The organism is Chryseobacterium sp. GW823-FHT05E08, from assembly GCF_058795655.1.
In genome coordinates this window covers 920935-943377 of record NZ_JBXAHY010000001.1, presented here as the reverse complement: position 1 = coordinate 943377, position 22443 = coordinate 920935, and the positions used below count along the sequence as shown (strand labels likewise).

At 34.3% G+C, this 22443-nt stretch carries 23 protein-coding genes; 17 read left to right on the top strand and 6 right to left on the bottom strand.

Annotation, left to right across the window (positions count from 1 at the left end):
• Positions 1–104 precede the first annotated feature (104 nt).
• The 4 genes from AC1Q7L_RS04385 (at position 105) to AC1Q7L_RS04370 (ending at position 3821) form a co-directional block, all read left to right on the top strand.
• On the top strand, positions 105–314 hold the full coding sequence (locus AC1Q7L_RS04385; protein ID WP_492306552.1) for a hypothetical protein: 210 nt from the start codon (positions 105–107) through the stop codon (positions 312–314).
• Positions 315–499: 185 nt separating this feature from the next.
• Positions 500–709, top strand: coding sequence for a hypothetical protein (locus AC1Q7L_RS04380; RefSeq protein ID WP_410690242.1), 210 nt, complete (start codon positions 500–502; stop codon positions 707–709).
• Between the two features lie 63 nt (positions 710–772).
• Complete coding sequence (locus tag AC1Q7L_RS04375; protein ID WP_492306551.1) at positions 773–1642, top strand: LysR substrate-binding domain-containing protein; 870 nt, start codon at positions 773–775, stop codon at positions 1640–1642.
• Between the two features lie 316 nt (positions 1643–1958).
• Complete coding sequence (locus AC1Q7L_RS04370) at positions 1959–3821, top strand: phage tail-like protein (RefSeq protein WP_492306550.1); 1863 nt, start codon at positions 1959–1961, stop codon at positions 3819–3821.
• A 201-nt stretch (positions 3822–4022) separates the two neighbouring features.
• Here the strand turns inward: AC1Q7L_RS04370 and AC1Q7L_RS04365 are convergent, their stop codons facing one another.
• Positions 4023–4670, bottom strand: coding sequence for a DUF1349 domain-containing protein (locus AC1Q7L_RS04365; RefSeq protein WP_492306549.1), 648 nt, complete (start codon positions 4668–4670; stop codon positions 4023–4025).
• A 94-nt stretch (positions 4671–4764) separates the two neighbouring features.
• Here AC1Q7L_RS04365 and AC1Q7L_RS04360 point away from each other — a divergent pair, with 94 nt between their 5' ends.
• From AC1Q7L_RS04360 to AC1Q7L_RS04325, 8 genes are all read left to right on the top strand, one after another.
• A complete protein-coding gene (locus AC1Q7L_RS04360) occupies positions 4765–5508 on the top strand; it encodes a response regulator transcription factor (RefSeq protein WP_492306548.1) in 744 nt (247 codons plus the stop codon).
• 343 nt (positions 5509–5851) lie between these two features.
• Complete coding sequence (locus AC1Q7L_RS04355) at positions 5852–7108, top strand: aminotransferase class I/II-fold pyridoxal phosphate-dependent enzyme (RefSeq protein ID WP_410690248.1); 1257 nt, start codon at positions 5852–5854, stop codon at positions 7106–7108.
• Between the two features lie 15 nt (positions 7109–7123).
• Positions 7124–7753, top strand: a complete 630-nt coding sequence (locus AC1Q7L_RS04350; RefSeq protein ID WP_072406779.1) for a TetR/AcrR family transcriptional regulator — start codon at positions 7124–7126, stop codon at positions 7751–7753.
• Positions 7754–7850: 97 nt separating this feature from the next.
• On the top strand, positions 7851–8936 hold the full coding sequence (gene dnaX, locus AC1Q7L_RS04345) for a DNA polymerase III subunit gamma/tau (protein ID WP_072406777.1): 1086 nt from the start codon (positions 7851–7853) through the stop codon (positions 8934–8936).
• 182 nt (positions 8937–9118) lie between these two features.
• Positions 9119–9553, top strand: a complete 435-nt coding sequence (locus tag AC1Q7L_RS04340; protein ID WP_492306547.1) for a DUF8439 domain-containing protein — start codon at positions 9119–9121, stop codon at positions 9551–9553.
• A 408-nt stretch (positions 9554–9961) separates the two neighbouring features.
• Positions 9962–11044, top strand: a complete 1083-nt coding sequence (locus AC1Q7L_RS04335) for a chorismate mutase (RefSeq protein WP_066758914.1) — start codon at positions 9962–9964, stop codon at positions 11042–11044.
• A 125-nt stretch (positions 11045–11169) separates the two neighbouring features.
• Entirely contained in the window at positions 11170–12096 is a 927-nt protein-coding gene (gene rsgA / locus AC1Q7L_RS04330) for a ribosome small subunit-dependent GTPase A (RefSeq protein WP_123984264.1), read from the top strand.
• Between the two features lie 315 nt (positions 12097–12411).
• A complete protein-coding gene (locus tag AC1Q7L_RS04325; protein ID WP_066758910.1) occupies positions 12412–12828 on the top strand; it encodes a nucleoside-diphosphate kinase in 417 nt (138 codons plus the stop codon).
• 90 nt (positions 12829–12918) lie between these two features.
• Here AC1Q7L_RS04325 and AC1Q7L_RS04320 read toward each other — a convergent pair whose 3' ends face one another.
• Entirely contained in the window at positions 12919–14757 is a 1839-nt protein-coding gene (locus AC1Q7L_RS04320; RefSeq protein ID WP_492306546.1) for an alpha-L-fucosidase, read from the bottom strand.
• A 193-nt stretch (positions 14758–14950) separates the two neighbouring features.
• On the opposite strand from AC1Q7L_RS04320, the gene chrI reads away from it, so the two are divergent.
• Positions 14951–15436: a chryseobasin maturation helper ChrI gene (gene chrI, locus AC1Q7L_RS04315; RefSeq protein WP_492306545.1), complete on the top strand. Its 486-nt coding sequence runs from the start codon at positions 14951–14953 to the stop codon at positions 15434–15436.
• 230 nt (positions 15437–15666) lie between these two features.
• Here chrI and rpe read toward each other — a convergent pair whose 3' ends face one another.
• Positions 15667–16317 (bottom strand): ribulose-phosphate 3-epimerase, encoded by a 651-nt coding sequence (rpe, locus tag AC1Q7L_RS04310; RefSeq protein WP_066758901.1) that lies wholly within the window; start codon positions 16315–16317, stop codon positions 15667–15669.
• A gap of 84 nt (positions 16318–16401) precedes the next feature.
• Positions 16402–17475, bottom strand: a complete 1074-nt coding sequence (gene chrP / locus AC1Q7L_RS04305) for a chryseobasin maturation metalloprotease ChrP (protein WP_492306544.1) — start codon at positions 17473–17475, stop codon at positions 16402–16404.
• A 51-nt stretch (positions 17476–17526) separates the two neighbouring features.
• Between chrP and AC1Q7L_RS04300 the strand changes: the two genes are divergently transcribed.
• Positions 17527–18231: a DUF4294 domain-containing protein gene (locus AC1Q7L_RS04300; RefSeq protein WP_492306543.1), complete on the top strand. Its 705-nt coding sequence runs from the start codon at positions 17527–17529 to the stop codon at positions 18229–18231.
• A gap of 34 nt (positions 18232–18265) precedes the next feature.
• On the opposite strand, the gene AC1Q7L_RS04295 is transcribed toward AC1Q7L_RS04300, so the two are convergent.
• A complete protein-coding gene (locus AC1Q7L_RS04295; protein ID WP_492306542.1) occupies positions 18266–18682 on the bottom strand; it encodes an NUDIX domain-containing protein in 417 nt (138 codons plus the stop codon).
• 123 nt (positions 18683–18805) lie between these two features.
• On the bottom strand, positions 18806–19480 hold the full coding sequence (gene mnmC2 / locus AC1Q7L_RS04290; protein ID WP_492306541.1) for a tRNA (5-methylaminomethyl-2-thiouridine)(34)-methyltransferase MnmC2: 675 nt from the start codon (positions 19478–19480) through the stop codon (positions 18806–18808).
• An 84-nt stretch (positions 19481–19564) separates the two neighbouring features.
• Between mnmC2 and AC1Q7L_RS04285 the strand changes: the two genes are divergently transcribed.
• The 3 genes from AC1Q7L_RS04285 to AC1Q7L_RS04275 all read left to right on the top strand — a co-directional run bounded on the left by AC1Q7L_RS04285 (position 19565) and on the right by AC1Q7L_RS04275 (position 22353).
• Positions 19565–20638: a branched-chain amino acid aminotransferase gene (locus AC1Q7L_RS04285; protein ID WP_066758892.1), complete on the top strand. Its 1074-nt coding sequence runs from the start codon at positions 19565–19567 to the stop codon at positions 20636–20638.
• Positions 20639–20728: 90 nt separating this feature from the next.
• A complete protein-coding gene (locus AC1Q7L_RS04280) occupies positions 20729–21238 on the top strand; it encodes an FKBP-type peptidyl-prolyl cis-trans isomerase (protein WP_492306540.1) in 510 nt (169 codons plus the stop codon).
• A gap of 77 nt (positions 21239–21315) precedes the next feature.
• Positions 21316–22353, top strand: coding sequence for a peptidylprolyl isomerase (locus tag AC1Q7L_RS04275; RefSeq protein ID WP_410691276.1), 1038 nt, complete (start codon positions 21316–21318; stop codon positions 22351–22353).
• Positions 22354–22443 lie beyond the last annotated feature (90 nt).

Below are 22443 nucleotides of genomic sequence, written 5' to 3'. Positions count from 1 at the left end.
GAATATTATTTTAATTAACTCTAAATTAATTACTTGTAACAACTGATAAATACAGATTTTAACATTTTGGTACTTGTTTTGATAATAAAAATAAAACACACAAAATGAAAAAAGAAAATTTTAACCACTTGTTGGGTAAATCGCGCAATGAAATTATCAAAGAACTAGGAGATGGGTTTAATTATTTTAATAATGAAATCTGGACTTATGAAGTCGGAAAAGCCTGGCTCTTCAGAAAAATTATTCTCTCATTGACCTTTAAAAATGAAAATGTTTCTGAAATAAAACTGTCAAAAGTTTTTGGTAAAAGCTAAATTTTTCAAAAAAAAACACAATTAGTCTTTCATATTTCAATACTACATTATTACTACAATTTATTTTTTAACCAAATATTCTATTGATTTATAAGGGAGAAGTAAAGTTGTAGTAGAAATCTTGTCAAATATTGACGATATTTTTGCATGTAAATAATTTTGATAACATTTATAAAACACACAAGATGAAAAAAGAAAATTTCAACCATTTGGTTGGTAAATCCCGCAATCAAATCAAGCAAGAACTAGGAGATGGATTTAATTATTTTAATAATGAAACCTGGACTTATGAATTAGAAAAAACATGGTTCGGCAGAAGAACTATTTTTGCCATTACATTTAAAGATGGAAAAGCTTCCGAAATAGATATTTTTAAAAGCTTTAATCGTTGCTAAATTTTCTAAATTTGTAAAACGTGTTATTTCGACAATATTCATTGTTAAAACCGATTTACAACTATGGAACTTAGACAAATTCGTTATTTTCTTAAAGCTAAGGAACTGCTTAATTTTACGGAAGCAGCTAATCATTTATTTATAAGTCAGAGCACGCTTTCACAGCAGATCAAACAGCTTGAAGATGAATTGGGCATTCCATTATTTAATAGGATAGGGAAGCGCATTACATTAACGGAAGCTGGAGCTGTTTTCTCAGAATACGCAGAAAAAAGCCTTCTAAAATCACAGGAAGGTTTTTTGGCTTTAAGAGATTTGAAAGATCTTAAAACCGGGGAGCTTACAATCGGAGTTACTTACGGAATGCGTTCTACTTTAATCGAAGCACTCATTAGGTTCTCTGTGCAATATCCAGGCGTGAGGGTAAATATCATTTTTGGAACAACTTCAGAATTAATTGAAAAATTAACCCATCTAGAACTCGATTTTGCCCTTACTTTTGCTGAAGGGAATAAGGAGAAAATATTCAATTATACTCCGCTTTTTACTTCTCCGATGACTTTGGTAGCTTCAAAAAAATCTGATTTTAAGAATAAAGAAAGTATCACTTTAAAAGAAATTACAGATTTACCATTGGCATTGCCAACAAAAGGCTACAGCACAACAAAATTTGTAACCGAAGCCTTTAAAAACAACAATTTATCACCAAATATTTTAATTGAAATTAATGATATTCCCACTTTGCTTGAGCTAACGAAAAGCGGTAATTGGTTTACCATTCTCGCACAAACTACAGTTACAGAAAAAGACGACCTGATTACTGTTCCAATCAAAGGGAAAAATATGATCCGAACTGCAATGCTAATTTCCTTAAAGGATGCTTATGAAAAGAAAGCGATGACTGTTTTTTATACTTTTCTCGTTACTCAGTAAAATATTATTTCTCTTTAAATTAACCTGAGTTAAGTCAGTTTAAATATTCACTAATTATTGATATAATGAATATTTAATACTAGCTTTTGGATAGTTTTGTGAAATATTTATAGTAAGTAGATCAAATCTACACTTGAACAGATTTTAAAAATTAATTAAATCTTCATTATATATTAAAAATATCATATTGTTATTAATATTTACTTAACAAATGATTATTTGATTAATAATAGTATTCAATTTTTAATATTATTATTGAATTTATAAATTAAAATTTGTATTTTCACAAAACCAAAACCCAAAAAACTTGTAACATATGAAAAAAACAGTATTAACTATTGTAATGACTATTTCAGTTTTTGCTATTCAGATTAACGCCCAGGTTGGGATTAATACACCTTCGCCAACTGCTACTATTGATATTCTCGCTAAAAATGCCACAGGCCCTGCAACAAATGTAGATGGTATGCTTGTGCCTAGAGTGGACAGGCAGAGAGCTCAGGTTATGACAGGTGTTCCTACTTCTACTTTAATCTATGTAAATGATGCAGCTACAGGATTGCAAACAGGGGCTGCTGCTAATATAGATGCTGTAGGTTACTATTATTATAATGGTACGGCATGGGTGAAAATGCATAACCCAAGTAATGCGATATTTTCTAATCTTAATATTTATAACTCTAATGGTGCATTAGATGGGAATAGAATTGTAACTCAGGCTGCCAATACTTTGGCATTTACAGCAAGTGCAACAAATGCATTTTCAGTAGATGGAGCTACCTTTTCTATAGATGCCGCGAATGATAGAGTAGGTATTGGAACTGCTGCTCCTACAAGAAAACTACATGTAGAAGGAGGGCAGTTTCTTAATGCTGCAGTGACAACAGCTTTAAGTAAAGATGCTTTAGATATTAATGTCGGCCAAGACGGTTTTGGTTACGGTAACCGTACAGATAATTTTGGAATTAATATGAAGTCTTCATCATCTATTTTTCCGGGGCCTATTTCTCGTATTAATTTTGGGGATACGTCTACAGGTACTGCAGTAGGTCCTCGTTATCTATCTTTTAGTGTTGGTATTACTCCTAATGAGCTTATGTATCTTACAGACGCCAATACCGGAAGAGTTGGAATTGGCAATACGGCACCCGCTGCAAAACTGGATATCGTAGGAACTACTTTTGGTATGAAAAGCTCTACGGGTAGTGGAAGTTGGGATAATATTTGGTTTAATGTTACTCCAAGTATTCCTTCTATTAACGTTTCGGGAGCAGAATCTGGGTTGCAGTTTAATGTAGGATCAAACTCTGTGGGAACTTACGGTGATGGGCAGACATTAACAACGGTAGCTACTATGCTATCCAACGGGAATATGGGAGTTGGAACTACAACACCAGCCTCCAAACTTCATGTAGAAGGAGCGGAAGTTAGACTTAGTAATGCTACTTCCTTGTGGGGGCTTGATCCTGAAGGAACATCACCTACTTCTCAATTCAGTATTATTGACCGTACCAACAGTGTACGCCGTTTAATATTAACCGAAGGCGGGAATGCATTTTTGGGTGGAGCCCTTGGTACTTCTGGAGCAAATGCTACTATCAGTGCTGTTGGAGGAAGCGTTGGGATTGGTAACAATACCGCGCCAACAAATACTTTGGACGTAAACGGTACAACAAGAGTAAGAACAGTTAACCAGGCTGCAGGAAGTACTGTGATATCACCTGTTTATGTTGATCCTACTGGTGTTTTGGTAAAAGGTTCAACATCGAGTACCTATGGTGGATTTAGATCAAATACATCCGCTATTGCGAGTGGTGCTTCAGGGTCAATAATTACAGGTTTGGCAGATGGAGCATATAGAGTTACGGTTGTAGTCATTAATGGTTGTGCTGATATTGCGACAACAGAGTTTTTAGTTCATAGTGCTGGTACAAATAACTTTTATGCTCTTAATGGGCAAAATGGGCTAGTAAGCAGTAATGGAAGCCGTCCTGTATTTACTCAAACAGTAAGAAATACTGTAGGAGTTTCATGGAGCGGAGTTTCGGGCTGTGCTGATACAAGTAGTCCAGCTGGTTTTGATTATACCATAACATTGCCTTCTGCGGGAACAATTAACATAACGAATAATGGAAACGTTGCTAAAAGTTATAGAATATCGCTTACAAGACTTGATTAATAACTTTCCTTTTAAGAAATTATTTTCCCTCAAAATAGTTTCTTATTTTTCATAAACACACAATCAGATTCTAAAACACACAAATACAAACCGGATAATTTTATCCGGTTTTTTATTTTACTAAAGCTTAAAAAATAAAAACCTCCCAAAAAAATGAGAGGTTAATAAAAATTGACTGTATATTGAAGTGTAATTCAATCGTTATTTATGGTTTTCAAGCCATTGTAAGCGTCTTTCATCTGCAAGATGTTTCACTTTGAAGTTTTCAAAGGTTGCATTGAAACCATTTCCATCCGGGCACGCAGCCATTAAACCAACCATGACGGGGGTGTTGTCCTGTAAATGTGCATTACGCATCAGAATATAATTCTTGTCATCAAAAGAATAAAAAATTTCTACTGCATCAAGCCTTCTTACCGCTTTTATCCAAACTGCGGGAGGTGTTTTATCTAATGTGATCACGCTCCAATCGCTTGTTGTATGAGTGACAACGGTACTGAGGTTGTATTTTCCGTCTACAAATTCAACGCCGGCTTTGATGTAATGGTTTTTATCAATTCTAAGCATCAATCCCATTTGATCAAATCTTGCCTTATAGTTTCCTGTAATTTTTACTTTCGCTTCAAATTCTCCACCATAAGTTGTGTAATAGAAAGGTGCATCGTCTACTGTGAAGCCATAATGCGAAATTCTCCAATAATCACTTTGAGGAGTGACGAACATTGATAAAGCATTGTTTTTAATTTCCCATTTTTCAGGTTCGTTGAACCATGTCATTTTTTCCAATGTCTGAGCAAAACTTTTCTGAGCCAACAGAAGCACACAGAAACTTAAAATTATTCTCTTCATTCTCTTTCTTTATCGGTATAACTGAGTGTAAAGTATTAATTTAGCAAAAGTAAAATTTTACCGTTGTATCATCAATACTTATAAATAACCATTTATGGAGATCTTAGACACGCTTAACAAAACACTGCTTAACAAAAATGGAAGCAATTGTCTGTTGGATATTGAGATATATAAACAACAGGCATCAATGTATTCTCAAATCGAAAATGTTATTTCGGTGTTGAGTGATATGCAGGCCAATAAAAGCTACGTCTACACTTCAAAATCTGCGTTGGAATTAGGTTTGAATTTTAAGGAAAATCCAGCCATTATAGATTCAATTTGGGAAGAAGAGATCTTAAAAAAAATTCATCCTGATGATAAGTTGAAGAAATACATCCATGAATTACGCTTTTTTAAATTAATGGATTCGCTTAAACCTGAAGACCGCGTTAATTACAATGTCGTATCCAGAATTCGCATGAAAGATAAAAATGACGAATACAGATTTGTGCAGCATCGTATGTTTTACACCTATTCACCTTACAATAATAAGCTGAGGTTCGCGCTTTGTTTGTACAGTATAGCTTTGGATCAGTCAATTCTTTTGCCTTCTGATTTTTTAATTATAAATTCTACGAAGGGGGAAGTGGTTGTTGAAGATAAATTAAATTATAAAAATATCTTATCTCAAAGAGAACTGGAAGTCTTGAAATTCGTAGGCGAAGGTTTCACAAGTAAAGAAATTGCAGAATTCCTTTTTATAAGCGTAAATACCGTCAGCCGTCACCGCCAAAATATCCTTGAAAAACTGAATGTAAAAAACTCCATTAAGGCATTTAATGACAGTTTTTATTAAGTCTAAAATAAAATTTTTATTAATTGACTTTTTCGTTGAATAAATGTGGAGTTATCTAGTAAATAGTTAAATATTTCATATTTAAGTGAGATGGTTGCGAAAGTGGCCATTTTTTTTTGTTTTTGATGAGGTTTTGTGTTATTTTTTTCATTAATTTTATTTAAATGAAAAGGTTTTTAGATATGTTAATAAATATTAAAATGGTCTAATAAGTGTGAAATATGTTGATTTTCAAACCATATGATTGAAATATTATATGCATAATAAATTTTAATTGAAAATTCAAAGTCAGCCATGTTAAATAATCATATATTTGTTCTTTAAACAGCTAACAAAATTAAGGATGAACATTAACTTTACAACAGCCACATTTAAGGATTTTGAGAATATTCCGGACTATAATATATCTCAAAGAGCAGAGATTTTTTATGAATTTTTAGAATTTATGAAGTCCAACGGACACATGAATTACAGATTAAAAAATACAACAGGAACTAACTCTTTAGTTCATGTAAATATTGCCAATAATGATAGAGAATATGTAAGTTTTGTTTCCAGTGATTATTTAGGATTTACACAACATCCGAAAGTAAAACAGGCAGCAATTGACGGAATTGAAAAATACGGGACTGGAACAGGTGCTACACCGCTTATCGGAGGATATTTCGATTACCATAATGATCTTGAAAAAAAGATCTCTTCTTTTTTTGGAAGAAAGGAGGAGGAAGCAGTAGTTTTTACTACAGGATATACGGCTAATAGCGCTACATTGCAGTGCTTAATGCAGAAAGAGGATATCGCTATTTTAGACATGGCAGTACATGCAAGTGTGCATGAAGGATGTGCCTATACAAATAAAAAAACGTTTCCTCACAACAATTTAGAAGCTTTGGAACACATTTTGAAGACTTCAGAAAACCTTTATCGTACAAAACTCGTAGTTATAGATGGAGTGTACTCACAAGATGGGGATACTTCGCATGTAAAAGAGATTTATGCGTTAGTAAAAAAGTATAATGCTTTTTTAATGGTGGACGATGTGCATGGAGTTGGAATTTTAGGAGAAACAGGAAGAGGAACGCTTGAAGAAGCCGATCTATTGGATAAAGTAGACATTATTACAGGAACATTTAGTAAGACTTTCGGTAATTTGGGAGGATATGTAATTGCAGATAAGAAAATAGCGGCAATTTTGAGATTCCAGTCTAAACAACAGATTTTTTCTGCAACGGCACCGCCTTCTTCTGCAGGAATTATAAAGGCTATTGAATTAATTGATGAAGAGCCTATCTGGAGACAGAAGCTTTGGGATAATATTAATTATTTCAAAAAAGGGTTGGATGATTTAGGATTAGATACAGGAGTTACGCGCTCTGCGATCGTTCCGGTAAAAATCGGTGATCCTTATGTAACAGGAGACGTCGGAAGACTACTTATTGAAAGAGGGATTTATACAAACCCGATTTTATATCCTGCCGTTCCCAGAAAAGATGCGCGTATCAGAATGAGTGTAATGGCGAGGCATGAAAGAGAACATCTTGATAAAACGTTGAATGCGTTTGAAGATATAAACAAAAAATTGCATATTGCAAAAAAATAAAATAATACTAGTATTATGCCCAGAAAAGTTGTGCAAGGTCCCATAAGGGACAAAGAAAAAACTAAACAGAAATTACTTGCCGCAGTTGGTAAAATTTTAAGAGTAAAAGGTTACTCAGGTTTAAAAGTAAGTAAGATCGCTGCCGTTGCAGGTTTCGACAAAAAACTTATCTATGAATATTTTGGAAGCACTGATAAGTTGATCGATGAGTATATCAAATCTCAGGATTATTGGACGAAATTCAATCAAAATGTAGAAGTTGATATCTCAGACGGAGGTAAAGAATTGTCAAAAATGGCATTGCTTAACCAGTTTGATAACTTGAAAAAGAACAAAGAACTTCAGAAGATCATTCTTTGGGAGCTTTCAGAAAGTAAACCTATTCTTAGGAAATTAGTAGAGCAGCGTGAAGAAGTGGGAGATATGTTATTCCAGCATATTACAGACCCTCATTTTGGAGAGAATGCTACTAGGTACAGGGCAATTATGGCGTTAATTATTTCTGGAGCATATTACTTAAATCTTTACACAGGATACAACGCAAACAAGTTTTGTGGTATCGATATGAAAACTGACGAAGGTAGAGCAGAAATTGAAAAAGCTATCGTTGAGTTGATCGACTTTGCTTACGAAGATAAAAAATAAGATGTTTGAAGTTTTCCATTTGTAGAAAAGTAAGATTTACATGAAATTTTGAAAATTTAAATTTTCAAATTAGAACAATATTTCTTATTTTTGACCAATGGAAAATTTCATCGTATCTGCAAGAAAATATCGCCCACAAGAGTTTGACACGGTTGTTGGGCAATCTCATATTACGGATACGCTAGAACATGCAATTGAAGAAAATCAGTTGGCTCAGGCTTTACTGTTTTGTGGACCCCGAGGCGTTGGTAAAACGACTTGTGCCAGAATTTTGGCCAGAAAGATCAACGAAAAAGACGGTTCCGTTTCAGAAGATGGTTTCGCGTACAACATTTATGAACTAGATGCTGCTTCCAACAACTCTGTTGATGATATCAGAGAGTTGATAGATCAGGTGCGCTTTGCTCCTCAGGTTGGTAAATACAAGGTATATATCATCGATGAGGTACACATGCTGTCTTCTGCTGCCTTCAATGCTTTTCTTAAAACGCTGGAAGAACCTCCTGCACATGCAATATTTATTTTGGCAACCACAGAAAAGCATAAAATCATCCCAACGATTTTATCGCGTTGTCAGATCTACGATTTCAAAAGAATTGTGATTGAAGATATTCAGTCACACCTTAGAAATATTGCTCAGAAAGAAAATATTCAATATGAAGATGATGCTTTATATTTAATAGCTCAAAAAGCCGATGGAGCTTTAAGAGACGCTCTTTCTATATTTGACAGACTATCTACATTTTCTCAGAAAAATATTACGCTGGCAAAAGCTGCCGAAGTGCTTAATATTTTAGATTATGATCAATATCTAAATATTGTTGATCTTGCCAAAGAAAATAAAATTCCCGAAGTACTTTTTGCTTTTAATGAAATTGTAAAAAAAGGTTTCGATTCTCATATTTTCATTGCAGGATTAGGAAATCATTTCAGAGATTTAATGATGGCTCAAAATGCTTCTACAATTGATTTAATTGAAGTAGGAGAGAAAACAAAAACCAAATTTGTAGAGCAAGGCCAAAAATGGAACGCTCAACAATTAATAGATGGTATCGAGATTTGTAATCATGCTGATATCAATTATAAGAACTCAAAGAATCCAAGACTTACGGTAGAAATTGCGTTAATGCAATTGTCCTCACTGACGGCTAATGCTGACCTTGCTAAAAAAAAAAGTTCTTAATACTAGCGCCCTTCCTTCATGAAAAGATTGAAGTAGCAATTCCGCAAAAAATAGAGGTAAAGAAAGAAGAAAAGGTTGAAAAACCTGTAATTTCTAATGAACCTCAGGAAATTGTTATTAAAAAAACTTCCAAACCTTTATCTAAACAAGGATCTTCTTCCGGTTTCAGTATCAATTCTTTTATGAACAAAGAAGAGAAAGTTGAAAAAAAGGAAGATAGCACGCTTGCCACAAAAACTGAAGACCTTCCACAAAATCATTTTACAGAAACTGATTTACAAATGGAATGGAATTTGCTATTGAAACAATTGCAATCCAAGAATACATTTGTTTTTAATGCTATTAAAGCTTTTAAATTAGTTAAAATAGACGAGCATAATATTCAGGTTTCTTATCCTTCAGACTCTGCAAAAGTGGAATTTGATAAAATAAGCGGAGAATTTTTTAATCATTTCAAAAGAAAAGTACATAATTATTCTATTGAAATTGAATACAAAAGAGACTTCGAAAGCCTTAAAATTGAGGTTGTTACGACTAAGAAGATATTCGAAAAGTTTATTGAGAAAAATCCTTTACTGAAAGATCTTGATGATTTAATGAAGTTTGATTTGTCATAATTTTATATATTTGTCAAATAATTTTGTTTTAAATAACTTTTTGACAAACACAAATTATAAATTTAATAGCTGAAAATAGAAGATTCACAACTTAAAAGTGGAACAAACAATTTTACATAAACCTAATTCTAAAAACCTTTTTGGTTTTGCAACTGCTGATTTCTTTAGCAGTTATTTTGGTTTATCTTTTAGCTATCTTAGAAATTTTGGAACGTATTATCGATTTTATTGGTATTACTAACTAAATTTCTTTCTCAAAAAAATACAAGGAATAGATTGATTTTCTATCATAATTCCTAATCCCACTTAATTTTTTTAACGGCATTTTTTGAAAGAAATTATAAATTAAATTTTATAATCATTTGCCTATTGATATAAACAGTAAAAATAAATATATAAATTAACGATATGAATTTAAGTGACTTAAAAAACGACTGGATCAACGAATTCCCTCAACCAATGATGATTGCAGGGCCATGTAGCGCGGAAAGTGAAGCTCAGATGTTGGAGACAGCAAGGAGAATTAAAGAAACAGGTGCGCAGGTTCCTATTTTCCGTGCAGGAATTTGGAAGCCCCGTACAAAACCGAACGGATTTGAAGGAGTAGGAGTGATCGGTCTAAACTGGTTAAAAAAAGTAAAAGAAGAATACGGTTTCAAAACGGCTACAGAAGTTGCCAACGCGCACCACGTTTTTGCTGCATTGGAAGCTGATGTGGATATTCTTTGGATCGGAGCGCGTTCTACCGTAAATCCGTTTACCGTTCAGGAAATTGCAATGGCTTTGAGAGGAACGAATAAAACGGTTTTGGTTAAAAACCCTGTAAACCCAGATTTAGCATTATGGATCGGAGCGTTAGAAAGATTATTAGGACAAGGAATTGAAAACCTTGGAGCAATACACAGAGGTTTTTCTACGTACCAAAAAACAAAATACAGAAACAATCCGAACTGGCAGATTGCATTAGATTTCAAAAGTCAGTTCCCGAATATTCCAATGTTGATCGATCCATCTCACATCTGTGGTAACAGAACTGGTTTGGCAGACATCACGCAGGAAGCAATGAACGTTGGTTACCAAGGTGCGATCATCGAATCTCACTGCAATCCTGATGAAGCTTGGAGTGATGCATCTCAACAGATCACGCCGGAAGTTTTAGCTGAATTAATCGGAAATTTAAAAATCAGAAACTCCGGATTGGCAGGTTTTGACGGTGAAATGGGAAGACACAGAACATTAATTTCTGATCTGGATTTCCAATTGATTGAACTTCTTTCTCAAAGAATGAAAATTTCAGAAAAAATTGGTAAGCTTAAAAAAGAGAATGATATCGCCATCTTCCAGCCGGAACGTTGGAAAGTGATCACAGAATACGCTACTCAAAAAGCTAGGGAAACAGGTATGTCTCAGGATTTTATCGAGAAAGTTTTCAAAGCGATTCACGAAGAATCCATTGAGGTGCAGAATAGCATTATGATCGATAGAAAGTAGTTTTATTTAGGGCTTAGGGTTTAGGTTTCAGGAATTAGTAGGATCGCGTAAAATTTTTCTAATATCTGAAACCTAAACCCTAAGCCCTATTTCCTAATTCCTTATATTTGCACCCAGTAATATATATGAAAGGAAAAATCATTAAATCTACAGGAAGTTGGTATCAGGTTTTAGAAATGGAAACTGGTAAAATTTTCGAGGCCAGAATTCGTGGCAAATTCAAATTAATTAAAACCAGACTTACCAATCCGCTTGCTGTAGGAGATTTTGTGGAATTTCAGTTGGAACAGGATGATGTCGCTTGGATTACAAAAATAGAACAACGACGAAATTATCTGATCAGAAAATCTGTTAACCTTTCAAAAGAAGCACACATTATTGCATCCAATATCGATGTCGCTTGCTTTATTTTTACCTTAAAACATCCCGAAACATCTCTTGGTTTCCTAGACCGATTTTTGGCATGCTGTGAAGCATACAATATTGAGCCTTTACTTTTGTTCAATAAAATGGATGTTTTAAATGAACCTGAAATCGAATTGGTAAAAGATATCGAGTTTGTTTATCAGGACATCGGATACAATACTTTGGAAATATCCTCTTATTCTCAATTAAATTTGAACGATTTGCAGGAACTTCTAAAAGACAGAACTTCTGTTTTCTTCGGCCATTCCGGATGTGGGAAATCTACCTTGGTGAATGCTTTACAGCCAGGTTTGAATATCAAAACTTCTGAAATATCAGACACGCATCTTAAAGGAAAGCACACAACCACTTTTGCCCAGATGCATTTCTGGAATTTTGGTGGAAATGTGATTGATACTCCTGGAGTCCGCGAGTTTGCAATGATTGATATTGAAAAAGAAGAAGTACAGCATTATTTCCCTGAGATCTTTAGAAAGAGAAAAGAATGCAAATTTCACAATTGCATGCATATCAATGAGCCAAAATGTGCCGTTCTTGACGCATTGGAAACGGGCGAAATTCAAGAAACCAGATATTCGACTTACATCAAGTTGATGGACGAAGCGGAAGAATTGTCTCAAAAATAAATTTACTTAATAATAACAAAATATAATATATCCTGTTTAAAATTTAGTTAAACAGGAGTTTAACTATGTCATAATGTTTGAGTTGGATGATCTTTTTGGGGAGTATTAGGCAATAAAAAACCCAGCCGAGGCTGGGTAAAAACTAATAACCATGAAAACTCAAATTAAACATGAGAATCGGAATAAAATAAACAATTACTGTGCCAACTTTTGTTCACCATTTCTTAATAAAAGTTATTTTTATGTTAAAAAAAAATTAAAATTAAAATCAAAAATATTTTTCGTAATTTCGCGGCATTAAAAAAATATACATTTATGTCTAACATTACATTCACTATGATTAAGCCTGATGCTGTTGCAGACGGACATATCGGTGCTATATTAGGTAAAATTGCAGAAGGTGGTTTTAAAATCAAAGCTTTGAAATTAACTCAACTTACTGTTGCTGATGCAAAAAAATTCTACGAAGTTCACGCTGAAAGACCTTTCTACGGAGAATTGGTAGATTTCATGAGTTCTGGGCCAATCGTTGCTGCTGTTCTTGAAAAAGATAATGCTGTTGAAGATTTCAGAACTTTGATCGGAGCTACAAACCCGGCTGAAGCTGCGGAAGGAACGATCAGAAAGATGTTTGCAAGAAGCATCGGAGAGAATGCTGTTCACGGTTCAGATTCTAACGAGAATGCTCTTATCGAAGCTCAATTCCATTTTTCCGGAAGAGAGATTTTCTAATTAAGAATTTTCTTATCTAAAATAAAAAATCCAGAAATTTTTTCTGGATTTTTGTTTTTTTACGCCATACTGTCATATTGTTGGCAGATTTTATAGGTTGTTTTCAACGGCACCTACCTTTTCTCGGTATAATTCGATCGGTTTGTCCAGTAAAACGGCAATTACTGTCATATTTTTGTCAAGTCTTTCTTTTGGAATGTCAATATAAACGATTCCTGGCTTGTCACTCCAATATAATTTATTGTAAGATCTATGATTTACCAAAGAGCCATCACCAACAATCCTGATTCTTGCAATACCATTTTTTATCCCTTTTAAAGCAATTGGCCCGGTTGGAGTTCCTTCAACAAAAAGATAAATTGTCTGCTTGTCTTTCGAAAGAACACTGTTGCCTGAATAATGCCCGTTTGGCAGACCTTTTTCAGTTTCAAATAAAGCTTCGGCATTTTTACTGATCCAATTGATGGTTTCCGTATTTGTTTTTGATGATTTTGGAAACTTCATATCAAGTCCATCACTTGTTAATCCTGATTTATTAAAAATATTATTTCCGTCATGAAGCTGTTCTGCAATTTGATAGGCAGCCAATTTAGTATTTTTAGTTTCTAAAATTTGAGTAATGGAAGGATTATCTTTTTGAATATCTTTTTGAATTAAAATTTCCGGAAAATCTAGTTCTATAACCGTAACATCTTGGTCAAACTGTACATTTGAAAGATCCAATGTTATTGTTTGATTTACTTCTTTTGTAAAATTGACTTTTTGATTTGTTCCCACAACTTTTGCGAATGTTGGCGTTGATAATAATCCATAAACTTTTGTAAAATCTTTCGCTTCTTCCAGATAGAGGAATAATTTTTTTCCGTCTTTTGACATGGCAGATTTTCCTTTGTAATTTTCGAACGGAATTCCGTGTCTGGTTCCGTAGATGGCATCTGGGTATTTTGAAGTCCATCTTGCCAGATTTTTCAAAATTTCAACTTGTTCGGCTGGAATTGTTCCATCAGCTTTCGGACCAATATCAAGCAATAAATTTCCGCCCATACTGATTACGTCTGCTAATGTTCTCACGATCATGTTGGGCGTTTTATAATTCTTATCAAAAGGCTGATAACCCCACGCATCATTCATCGTGTAGCACAATTCCCAATAATCACTTTGAGGGTTAATAACAGGAATTCCCTGTTCAGGTGTTTCATAATCTCCGTGTGTATTTAACCTTGAATTGATGATAATATTCGGATTATACTTTCTTAAATTTTCTAATGTTTTTGGCGCCTGCCATTCTTCAGATGAATGCTCCCAATCACCATCAAACCATAATAAATCTGGCTTAAATTGACTGGAAAGATCATTCAGTTGACTTTGATAATAATTGACAAAATTTGCCCAACGTTTGGGATCATTTTTAATATCATATCGTTTTTTTGTTCTGGTGTTATTGTCGTAATAAGGATGGCTCCAATCGGGAAGAGAATAGTAGAGTCCTGTTTTTAGACCTGATTTTTTAAGCTCAGAAACAAAAGGTGCCAAAACATCTTTTTTAGCCAAAGAGTTTTTAGGAATTGTGGTTGCTTTTTCAGCTTTAGAATCCCAAAGAGAAACGCCGTCGTGGTGTTTTGTGGTGATAACAGCGTATTTTGCCCCGGAATCTTTAATTAATTTCACCCATTCATCAGGTTTATATTGTGAAGCAGAAAATCCGTCGAGTTGCTTCATATAATTTTCATGATTGATGTAATTATTGAAAAAAGACCATGATTCAGCAATTCCGTCAACTGAATAAATTCCCCAATGGATAAAGATTCCCAGTTTGGCATCTTGAAACCATTCCATTTTTTTATTATCAGGCGTTTTATCTTGAGCGTTAAGAGTGCCGGTTGATAAAATTAATCCCAATAAAAATGTTCCGGTAATTTTACTTTTCATCTTTCTCTGTTTTGTGGACTAAAATAAGGAAAGTTGATAAAAACTCCTTTATAATCACTGATTAATTGCGCGAAATAAGAAAGTATTGTGAATCTGTAATTAAATATTAAAAATTATTAAACTTAAAATTGTTTTTAATGTATTATTTTTATGTTTCAGCAAAAAACTAAATCATCAAATTAAATATATGAAAATGACAACGATACTTTTAATTGTTACAGCTGTCCTCACAGCCTTGATAGCCGGGCTTTTCTACGCTTATTCCTGTTCTGTGGTATTGGGATTAGGGAAATTATCAGACTCAGAATATTTAAAAGCAATGCAGTCGATCAATCGTGAGATCCTGAATCCTGTATTTTTTATAAGTTTTATGGGAACTGCGGCTTTGCTACCGATTTCTACCTTTTTATATCGGGCGCAGAATCCTGTTTTTATTTTGCTTCTTTTGGCTACGTTAGCTTATTTGATCGGTGTATTCGGAGTGACAATAGTTGGAAATGTTCCGCTTAATGATCAATTAGATAAGTTTGATATTGTAAATTCTACAAAAGAAGGAATCAGGCAAATGCGTGATAATTTTGAAAACAGATGGAATTTTTTAAACAATGTAAGAACTGTTTTTTCTGTAATCAGCATACTTTTAGTCGTTTGCGCCTGTGTCTGGAATAAGGTTGAATAAAAATTTTTCTTTCGTTAAAATCTCTATTAAGTATAAATACTTAACGAAAATTCAGTGTTTTTACGGATGTTTTTAATGAAATTAATATAGATCTTTACATCAGAATTACAACAGGAAGTTTAAACACTAAGCTTTAAAAAACGAAAACTAATAACCATCATAAGCTCAGATTACAGAGTAAGAAAGGCAGCCTACAAGCTGCCTTTTTCCTTATTTAAAAACTAAAATAATTAAATTTTTAAAAGCTCAATGGTTCTTTCAGGGCTTTCTGATGAGAAAACTGCATTTCCGGCAACTAAGACATCTGCTCCGGCTTCAAAAAGTTTTGAAGCGTTGTCCAGATTTACCCCTCCATCAATTTCAATAAGAGCTGTGGAGTTATTGCTTAAAATTAAATCTTTCGTTTCAGCAATTTTCTTGTAAGTATTTTCAATAAATTTTTGTCCACCAAATCCGGGATTTACACTCATTAATAAAACAAGATCTACATCAGCGATAATATCTTCCAACATTAAAACCGGAGTAGAAGGGTTCAGAACAACCCCAGCTTTCGCTCCCAAACTCTGAATATGATGAATCGTTCTGTGAAGATGCGTACAAGCTTCATAATGAACCGAAATAAGATCAGCACCGTGATTGATGAATTCTTCAACATACTTTTCAGGTTCTAAGATCATCAAATGTACATCTACAAATTTTTTGGCATGTTGCTGAACAGTTTTCATCACAGGAAAACCGAATGAAATGTTGGGTACAAACCTTCCGTCCATCACATCAATGTGTAGCCAGTCGGCCTGAGAATTGTTTAACATTTCAATGTCTCTTTGCAGATTCCCAAAGTCTGCAGATAAAAGGGAAGGAGCAATAAGCTTCGTTTTCATTTTACTTATATTTAGATTTTAGAAGTTAGAAATTAGAGGTTAGATTAAAACCAACTTCTAAAATCTAATTTCTAGTTTCTTTAATTAATGATATTTCAACTTCATTTCCGGTGTTATCTTTAGAAGTGTTTCGTAGATCAGTTTAATTACGTTTCCTACGTCTTCTTTAGAAACCATTTCCACGGTAGTATGCATGTAACGCAAAGGTAACGAAATTAATGCACTCGGAACCCCGCCGTTGGAGTGCGCAAAAGCATCAGTATCAGTACCTGTAGCTCTGCTTGCTGCCGCTCTCTGGAAAGGAATTTTCTTAGTTTTTGCAGTATCAATAATCAATTCTCTGATCACGTGATGCACGCTTGGAGCAAAGAAAATAACAGGTCCGTCACCACATTTTTGGTCGCCTTCTTTTTTCTTTTCGATCATTGGAGTCGTTGTGTCATGAGTAACATCTGTAACGATGGCGATATTTGGTTTGATGGTATCTGCAATCATATCAGCTCCGTATAAACCAACTTCTTCCTGAACGGAATTCGTGATATACAATCCAAACGGAATCGTTTTTTTGTTTTCTTTTAAAAGTCTTGCCACTTCCGCGATCATAAAACCACCGATTCTGTTGTCTAAAGCTCTGCAAATGAAATAACGGTCATTCATTTCGAAGAATTCGTCTGGGTAAGTGATCATACAGCCAACGTAAATTCCCATTTCTTCAACCTCTTTTTTGGTGGTTGCTCCACAGTCGATAAAAATATTTTCGATTTTTGGAATTGGTTCATTTTGATTGGTTCTTGTATGAATCGCAGGCCATCCGAAAACTCCTTTTACAATTCCGTTTTCTCCGTGAATATGAACGACTTTTGACGGTGCAATGGTCTGATCTGAGCCTCCGTTTCGGATTACATAGATTAATCCTTCATCTGTAATGTAATTTACGTACCAGGAAATCTCATCAGCGTGAGCTTCAATGACTACTTTAAATGGCGCATCGGGATTAATTATCCCATAGCAAGTTCCGTAATGATCTACTTCGATTTTGTCAACATAAGGTCGAATATAGTCCATCCAGACTTCCTGTCCCTTGTGTTCGTATCCGGTTGGCGATGAAGTATTTAAGTATTTTTCTAAAAATTTCAAAGATTTCTTCTCAAATTTCATAAAAAGGAATGATTTTTGCGTTTAATTTTTGTTCTAATACGTGTAAAAATAATGAATTTTACTAAGATTGTTTATCTTTTTCTTTTCTTTTTTGGGATCTCTGTTTTCGGACAAAGGGATTCTGTGATAGCAAAGCCTTTAAGCCAATATCCACAAGAGTTATTGAAAGTAGATGAATTTGGAAACAAATATTACTACGATGAAAACCAAAAAGCCAGAATCTATGAGATCAACGGGGAAACTGTGGTGGCCATGGATGAGCTGGTATTAGTGAATAAACCGAAATTTAATAACCAGCTAGATAAAAATTATTATTATTTTCTTAATAAAAAATTATACAGAGTTTATCCTTTATTTGTGACTGCTCTTCAGCAGTACAGAGATATTCAAAAGGAAATGACAGATCTGGACAGCAAGGCAAAGAGAAAATACGTAAGAGACAGACAAAGTATGCTGGCTGACCAATATGAAAAGCAATTAAGAGAATTAACAACCACGGAAGGTCAGGTTTTTGCAAAATTAATGAATAGAGCAACCGACAAAAGCGTATTTGAAATTATTAAGGAATTAAGAGGCGGATTTAATGCTTTCTGGTGGAATTTAAAAGGAAAAATGGCAGATATTGATTTGAAAGACCGATATAATCCACGCAAAAACAGAACAGACGAATTTTTAGAGTCCCTTCTGCAATCCAATTGGAATTCCGGTTACCTGCAGCCTTATCCTGGCGCAAGTACTTTTAAATCCCCGAAATAACAAACAATATAACAATAAAAAATACCTGTAAATTTTACAGGTATTTTTCTTTTAATTTATCGAACACTACTTTATCTACAGGCAAAGGAAACGGATTGTCCGGTCTGTCGATAGAGATCCATTCTGTTTTTTCAATACAAGGATCAAGGATGATGAAATCCTCTTCATTGGTAATATTTACTATATAATATATGGTAAGAAGTTGTTCGTTCTCTCTGAAACGCGAAACCAGAAAATTTTCCTGTGTGTAGAAATGCTCTACGATATCTATTTTTACATTAAGCTCTTCATCAAACTCGCGGTGTAAACATTCAATAAGCCCTTCTCCGTATTCTAATCCGCCTCCCGGAAATTTCATTAAAGGTTCTCCTGCATATTCCTCAAATAGTGTCAGAACTTTTTTGTCTTTTACAGCACAGGCATAAACTCTGACGTTGATCTTATCTATCATATATAATAATTTGTATAGCTAATTTAGGAATTTTTGCCGGAAGTTAGAAGATGATTCCGGAAGTTTACTACTATATATTTAATAGGTCTGCAAACTTCCATCTTCGCGCTTCAAACTTCTAACCTATAACTTCACCGCGTTAATCATTTCCCTTTTCCCCGGTGGGCCCTGTTTCTTCTCAACTTTAAAATTAAGCTCCTGAAGAATCCTTCTTACGCTTCCTTTAGAAGAGTAGGTTGTTAATAAGCCGTTAACACTCATTTTATCCGAAACTAATTCAAATAATGGCTTTTCCCAAAGATCAGGCTGAACTCTGGCGCCAAAACAGTCAAAATAAACGAGGTTAATTTTAGGTAACTCAATGTCTTTCAGGTCAAAGAAGTCACATTGTATCTTTTTTAAATTAAATCCATTAATAATTTCAACCGATTTCCCCCATTCTGCTTGATGAACTTTTTGATAAATTTCTTTTAATTCTGGGTTATCAAAATGTTCAAAGTAGGCCAAATCTTCAATTTCTGATTCATTTATGGGATACTTTTCAAGGGTAAAATAGTTGATGATATGATTTTTGTCAGTTTTTAAATATTCATTAATTGTAACCAAAACATTCAAACCTGTTCCAAAACCGAGTTCTAGAATATTAATTTCGCAATAATTTATTAAATTTAATCCATTTTTAATAAACACGTGTTCTGCTTCCTGCAGTGCTCCGTGGTGCGAGTGGTAGTTTTCATTTAAATCATTGATAAACAAAGTTTTACTGCCGTCATTTGTGGTCTTAATTTCTCGTTTCAAGCTTTTTTTTGTCAAATTTAATGTAAAATTTTTATATTTAGAAAATTATGTTAAATTTGTAGAACATCATAAAAAATTTTAGAAATGATAATTCAAAAAACTGAAAACTCCAGAATTTCTACATTCGACCCAAACAATTTTTCTTTCGGAAATACTTTTATAGATCATATGATAATATGTGAGTATGAAGACGGAAAATGGGGGGATGTAAAATTAGTTCCTTATGGTCCTTTAATGTTTACACCAGCGATGATGGGGGTAAACTACGGACAGGCTTGTTTTGAGGGTATGAAAGCCTATAAAGACAAAGACGGGCAGGTTTTCCTTTTCAGGCCTGAAAAGAATTTTGAGCGTATCAACAAGTCGGCTACGCGTCTTGCAATGCCGGAAGTTACGGAAGAAATGTTTCTAGATGGTTTAAAGGCGTTGGTAGATTTAGACAGAGGCTGGATTCCTTCTGGAGAGGGAATGTCGCTGTATATTAGACCATTGATCTTCGCTACGGAAGAAGCATTGAAAGCTAGAGTTTCTAATAAATATATGTTCGCTATCGTTGCAACACCTGCAAAGAGCTATTATACAGAGCCGGTTTCTGTTAAAATTTCAGACCACTATTCAAGAGCGGCAAGCGGTGGTGTAGGTTCTGCTAAAGCAGCAGGAAACTATGCAGCATCTTTTTACCCGACTCAATTGGCAATGGATGAAGGATATGAGCAGATTATCTGGACTGATGATGCTACACACGAATATTTCGAGGAAAGTGGAACAATGAATGTTTTCGTTAGAATTAACGATACAATTTATACTCCTCCAACTTCTGAGAAGATTTTAGATGGTGTTACAAGAGACAGTTTTATTCAGTTAGCTAAGAAAAGAGGAATTGAAGTAAAGGTTGAACCAATTCCTGTAAAAGCTGTTGTAGAAGCTCAGAAGAACGGAACATTGAAAGAAGTTTGGGGCGTTGGAACTGCGGTTGTAACTACAGTTTTCCAAGCTTTAGGATACAATGGTGATAAATTACAGTTACCTGTACTTTCTGATGATGAAAGTTTTGCTGCTACACTTAAAAATGATTTAGTTAATATTCAGACGAACGTTGCAGAAGATACTTTCGGATGGAGAGTAGTGGTTGAGAAAAATGTTCTTGAAACAGTTTAATTCAACTCAGAAAAATTATATAAAAGCCAAGAGATTCTTGGCTTTTTTTGTTTTTTATATCCTGTGAAATGCGTATTTTCGCAAAAGTTTATGAAAAAAATTCTCTTCATATCGATATTAGGCTTACTGAGCTGTAACAGAAATACACAGGTTCATCCTCCCGTGGGCGGGGTATTGAGTAAAAAAGATCTTGATGTCTCTAAAGACAGAATGAAAAATCTTAATTCAATAGAAAGAAACCAGATCCAGCAATGGATTGGGATGCAGTCTGTAAAATTCTATCCTACACAGCTTAATTATTGGGTAACTGCCGAAGGTTTTGATCAGAGAGAAAGAAGACAGGATAATTCCCTTATTTCTTACTCTTATGATCTGTATGATTTTGATGATACCAAGATCTATGACGAACCCGTTGCAAGAAGAGATGCCAAATTCGGACACTTTGATGAATTAAAAGCTGTAGAAAATGCACTGCGTTTTATACATGATGGGGAAGAAGTTACGCTTTTGGTGCCGTCTGCACTGGCTTATGGAACCTATGGAGACGAAAAAAAAATAGATAATGATATCCCATTAATCATAAAATTAAAAGCATTATAATGAAATTGTTTAACAAGAATATAATTCTGGCAGCGGCTAGTGTTTCGCTGATGAGTTGTACACCAATTTATAAAAAAATGAACGTAGACAAAGAAACTTACGAAGGGCTTAAAGACGGACTTTATGCTAATCTTCAAACAACTAAAGGTAACCTTATTGTAAAGTTTGAAGACAAAAAATCGCCTGTAACTGTGGCTAACTTTGTTGGTCTTGCAGAAGGTAAAATTGATAACAAAGCTAAGGCTAAAGGAGTTCCTTTCTATGACGGAACGATCTTCCACAGAGTAATCAAAGATTTCATGATCCAAGGGGGAGATCCTAAAGGAACTGGAGCTGGAGATCCTGGATATAAATTCGAAGACGAAAGAAACGATCTTCACCACACAGGAAAAGGTATTTTATCAATGGCGAACTCTGGACCAAACACAAACGGTTCTCAGTTTTTCATCACTGAAGTAGCTACACCTTGGTTAGACGGAAAACACACGATTTTCGGAGCAGTAGTAAAAGGTAATGATGTTATTGATGCTATCGCTAATGTAGACAAAGGAGCTCAGGATAAACCTAAAACTGATATTGTACTTGAAAAAGTATCTATTTTCAGCAAAGGAGATGAGTACAAAAACTACGATGCAGCAAAAACTTTCACAGAAGGAAAAGCTAAAATCGCTGAAAATAACAAAGCTTATATCGCAAAAGAAGAAGCTGACAGAAAGAAAAAAGAAGAGGAATTCAAAGCAAATCAGTTGAAAATGGTTGAGGATTTACAGGCAGGAATGCAAAAAACTGAATCAGGATTATACTACAAGATCACAAAAACAACTACCGGAAAAGCTCCAAAAGCAGGTGACAACATTTCTGTACACTATGCTGGAAAATTGGTAGATGGAACTGAATTCGATTCTTCATTCAAAAGAAACGAGCCTATCGAAATTCCTATCGGAATGGGTAGAGTGATCAAAGGATGGGACGAAGGTATCCTATTATTAAAAGAAGGTGAAACTGCTACTTTATTGATCCCACCAGCATTGGGTTACGGAGAAAGAGGTGCAGGAGGAGTGATCCCACCAAACGCATGGTTAGTTTTCGATGTTGAGCTTGTGAAAGTTCAGTAATTGAATCTTTATGATATTGAAAGCCGTCCTTTTTGGGGCGGCTTTTTTTTGTTTTTATATGTTTAAATAGTTGAAAATTAGGTAGAAATA

Excerpts from the sequence above, each read along its gene's own strand:
- chrP (WP_492306544.1), bottom strand. The coding sequence starts at position 17,475 with ATGAAATTTGAGAAGAAATCTTTGAAATTTTTAGAAAAATACTTAAAT.
- AC1Q7L_RS04385 (WP_492306552.1), top strand. The coding sequence starts at position 105 with ATGAAAAAAGAAAATTTTAACCACTTGTTGGGTAAATCGCGCAATGAA.
- AC1Q7L_RS04280 (WP_492306540.1), top strand. The coding sequence starts at position 20,729 with ATGAAAAAAATTCTCTTCATATCGATATTAGGCTTACTGAGCTGTAAC.
- AC1Q7L_RS04350 (WP_072406779.1), top strand. The coding sequence starts at position 7,124 with ATGCCCAGAAAAGTTGTGCAAGGTCCCATAAGGGACAAAGAAAAAACT.
- rsgA (WP_123984264.1), top strand. The coding sequence starts at position 11,170 with ATGAAAGGAAAAATCATTAAATCTACAGGAAGTTGGTATCAGGTTTTA.
- AC1Q7L_RS04320 (WP_492306546.1), bottom strand. The coding sequence starts at position 14,757 with ATGAAAAGTAAAATTACCGGAACATTTTTATTGGGATTAATTTTATCA.
- AC1Q7L_RS04355 (WP_410690248.1), top strand. The coding sequence starts at position 5,852 with ATGAACATTAACTTTACAACAGCCACATTTAAGGATTTTGAGAATATT.
- AC1Q7L_RS04360 (WP_492306548.1), top strand. The coding sequence starts at position 4,765 with ATGGAGATCTTAGACACGCTTAACAAAACACTGCTTAACAAAAATGGA.
- AC1Q7L_RS04275 (WP_410691276.1), top strand. The coding sequence starts at position 21,316 with ATGAACGTAGACAAAGAAACTTACGAAGGGCTTAAAGACGGACTTTAT.
- chrI (WP_492306545.1), top strand. The coding sequence starts at position 14,951 with ATGACAACGATACTTTTAATTGTTACAGCTGTCCTCACAGCCTTGATA.
- AC1Q7L_RS04380 (WP_410690242.1), top strand. The coding sequence starts at position 500 with ATGAAAAAAGAAAATTTCAACCATTTGGTTGGTAAATCCCGCAATCAA.
- AC1Q7L_RS04300 (WP_492306543.1), top strand. The coding sequence starts at position 17,527 with ATGAATTTTACTAAGATTGTTTATCTTTTTCTTTTCTTTTTTGGGATC.
- AC1Q7L_RS04375 (WP_492306551.1), top strand. The coding sequence starts at position 773 with ATGGAACTTAGACAAATTCGTTATTTTCTTAAAGCTAAGGAACTGCTT.
- AC1Q7L_RS04370 (WP_492306550.1), top strand. The coding sequence starts at position 1,959 with ATGAAAAAAACAGTATTAACTATTGTAATGACTATTTCAGTTTTTGCT.
- AC1Q7L_RS04340 (WP_492306547.1), top strand. The coding sequence starts at position 9,119 with ATGAACAAAGAAGAGAAAGTTGAAAAAAAGGAAGATAGCACGCTTGCC.
- AC1Q7L_RS04365 (WP_492306549.1), bottom strand. The coding sequence starts at position 4,670 with ATGAAGAGAATAATTTTAAGTTTCTGTGTGCTTCTGTTGGCTCAGAAA.
- dnaX (WP_072406777.1), top strand. The coding sequence starts at position 7,851 with ATGGAAAATTTCATCGTATCTGCAAGAAAATATCGCCCACAAGAGTTT.
- AC1Q7L_RS04285 (WP_066758892.1), top strand. The coding sequence starts at position 19,565 with ATGATAATTCAAAAAACTGAAAACTCCAGAATTTCTACATTCGACCCA.
- AC1Q7L_RS04335 (WP_066758914.1), top strand. The coding sequence starts at position 9,962 with ATGAATTTAAGTGACTTAAAAAACGACTGGATCAACGAATTCCCTCAA.
- AC1Q7L_RS04295 (WP_492306542.1), bottom strand. The coding sequence starts at position 18,682 with ATGATAGATAAGATCAACGTCAGAGTTTATGCCTGTGCTGTAAAAGAC.
- rpe (WP_066758901.1), bottom strand. The coding sequence starts at position 16,317 with ATGAAAACGAAGCTTATTGCTCCTTCCCTTTTATCTGCAGACTTTGGG.
- AC1Q7L_RS04325 (WP_066758910.1), top strand. The coding sequence starts at position 12,412 with ATGTCTAACATTACATTCACTATGATTAAGCCTGATGCTGTTGCAGAC.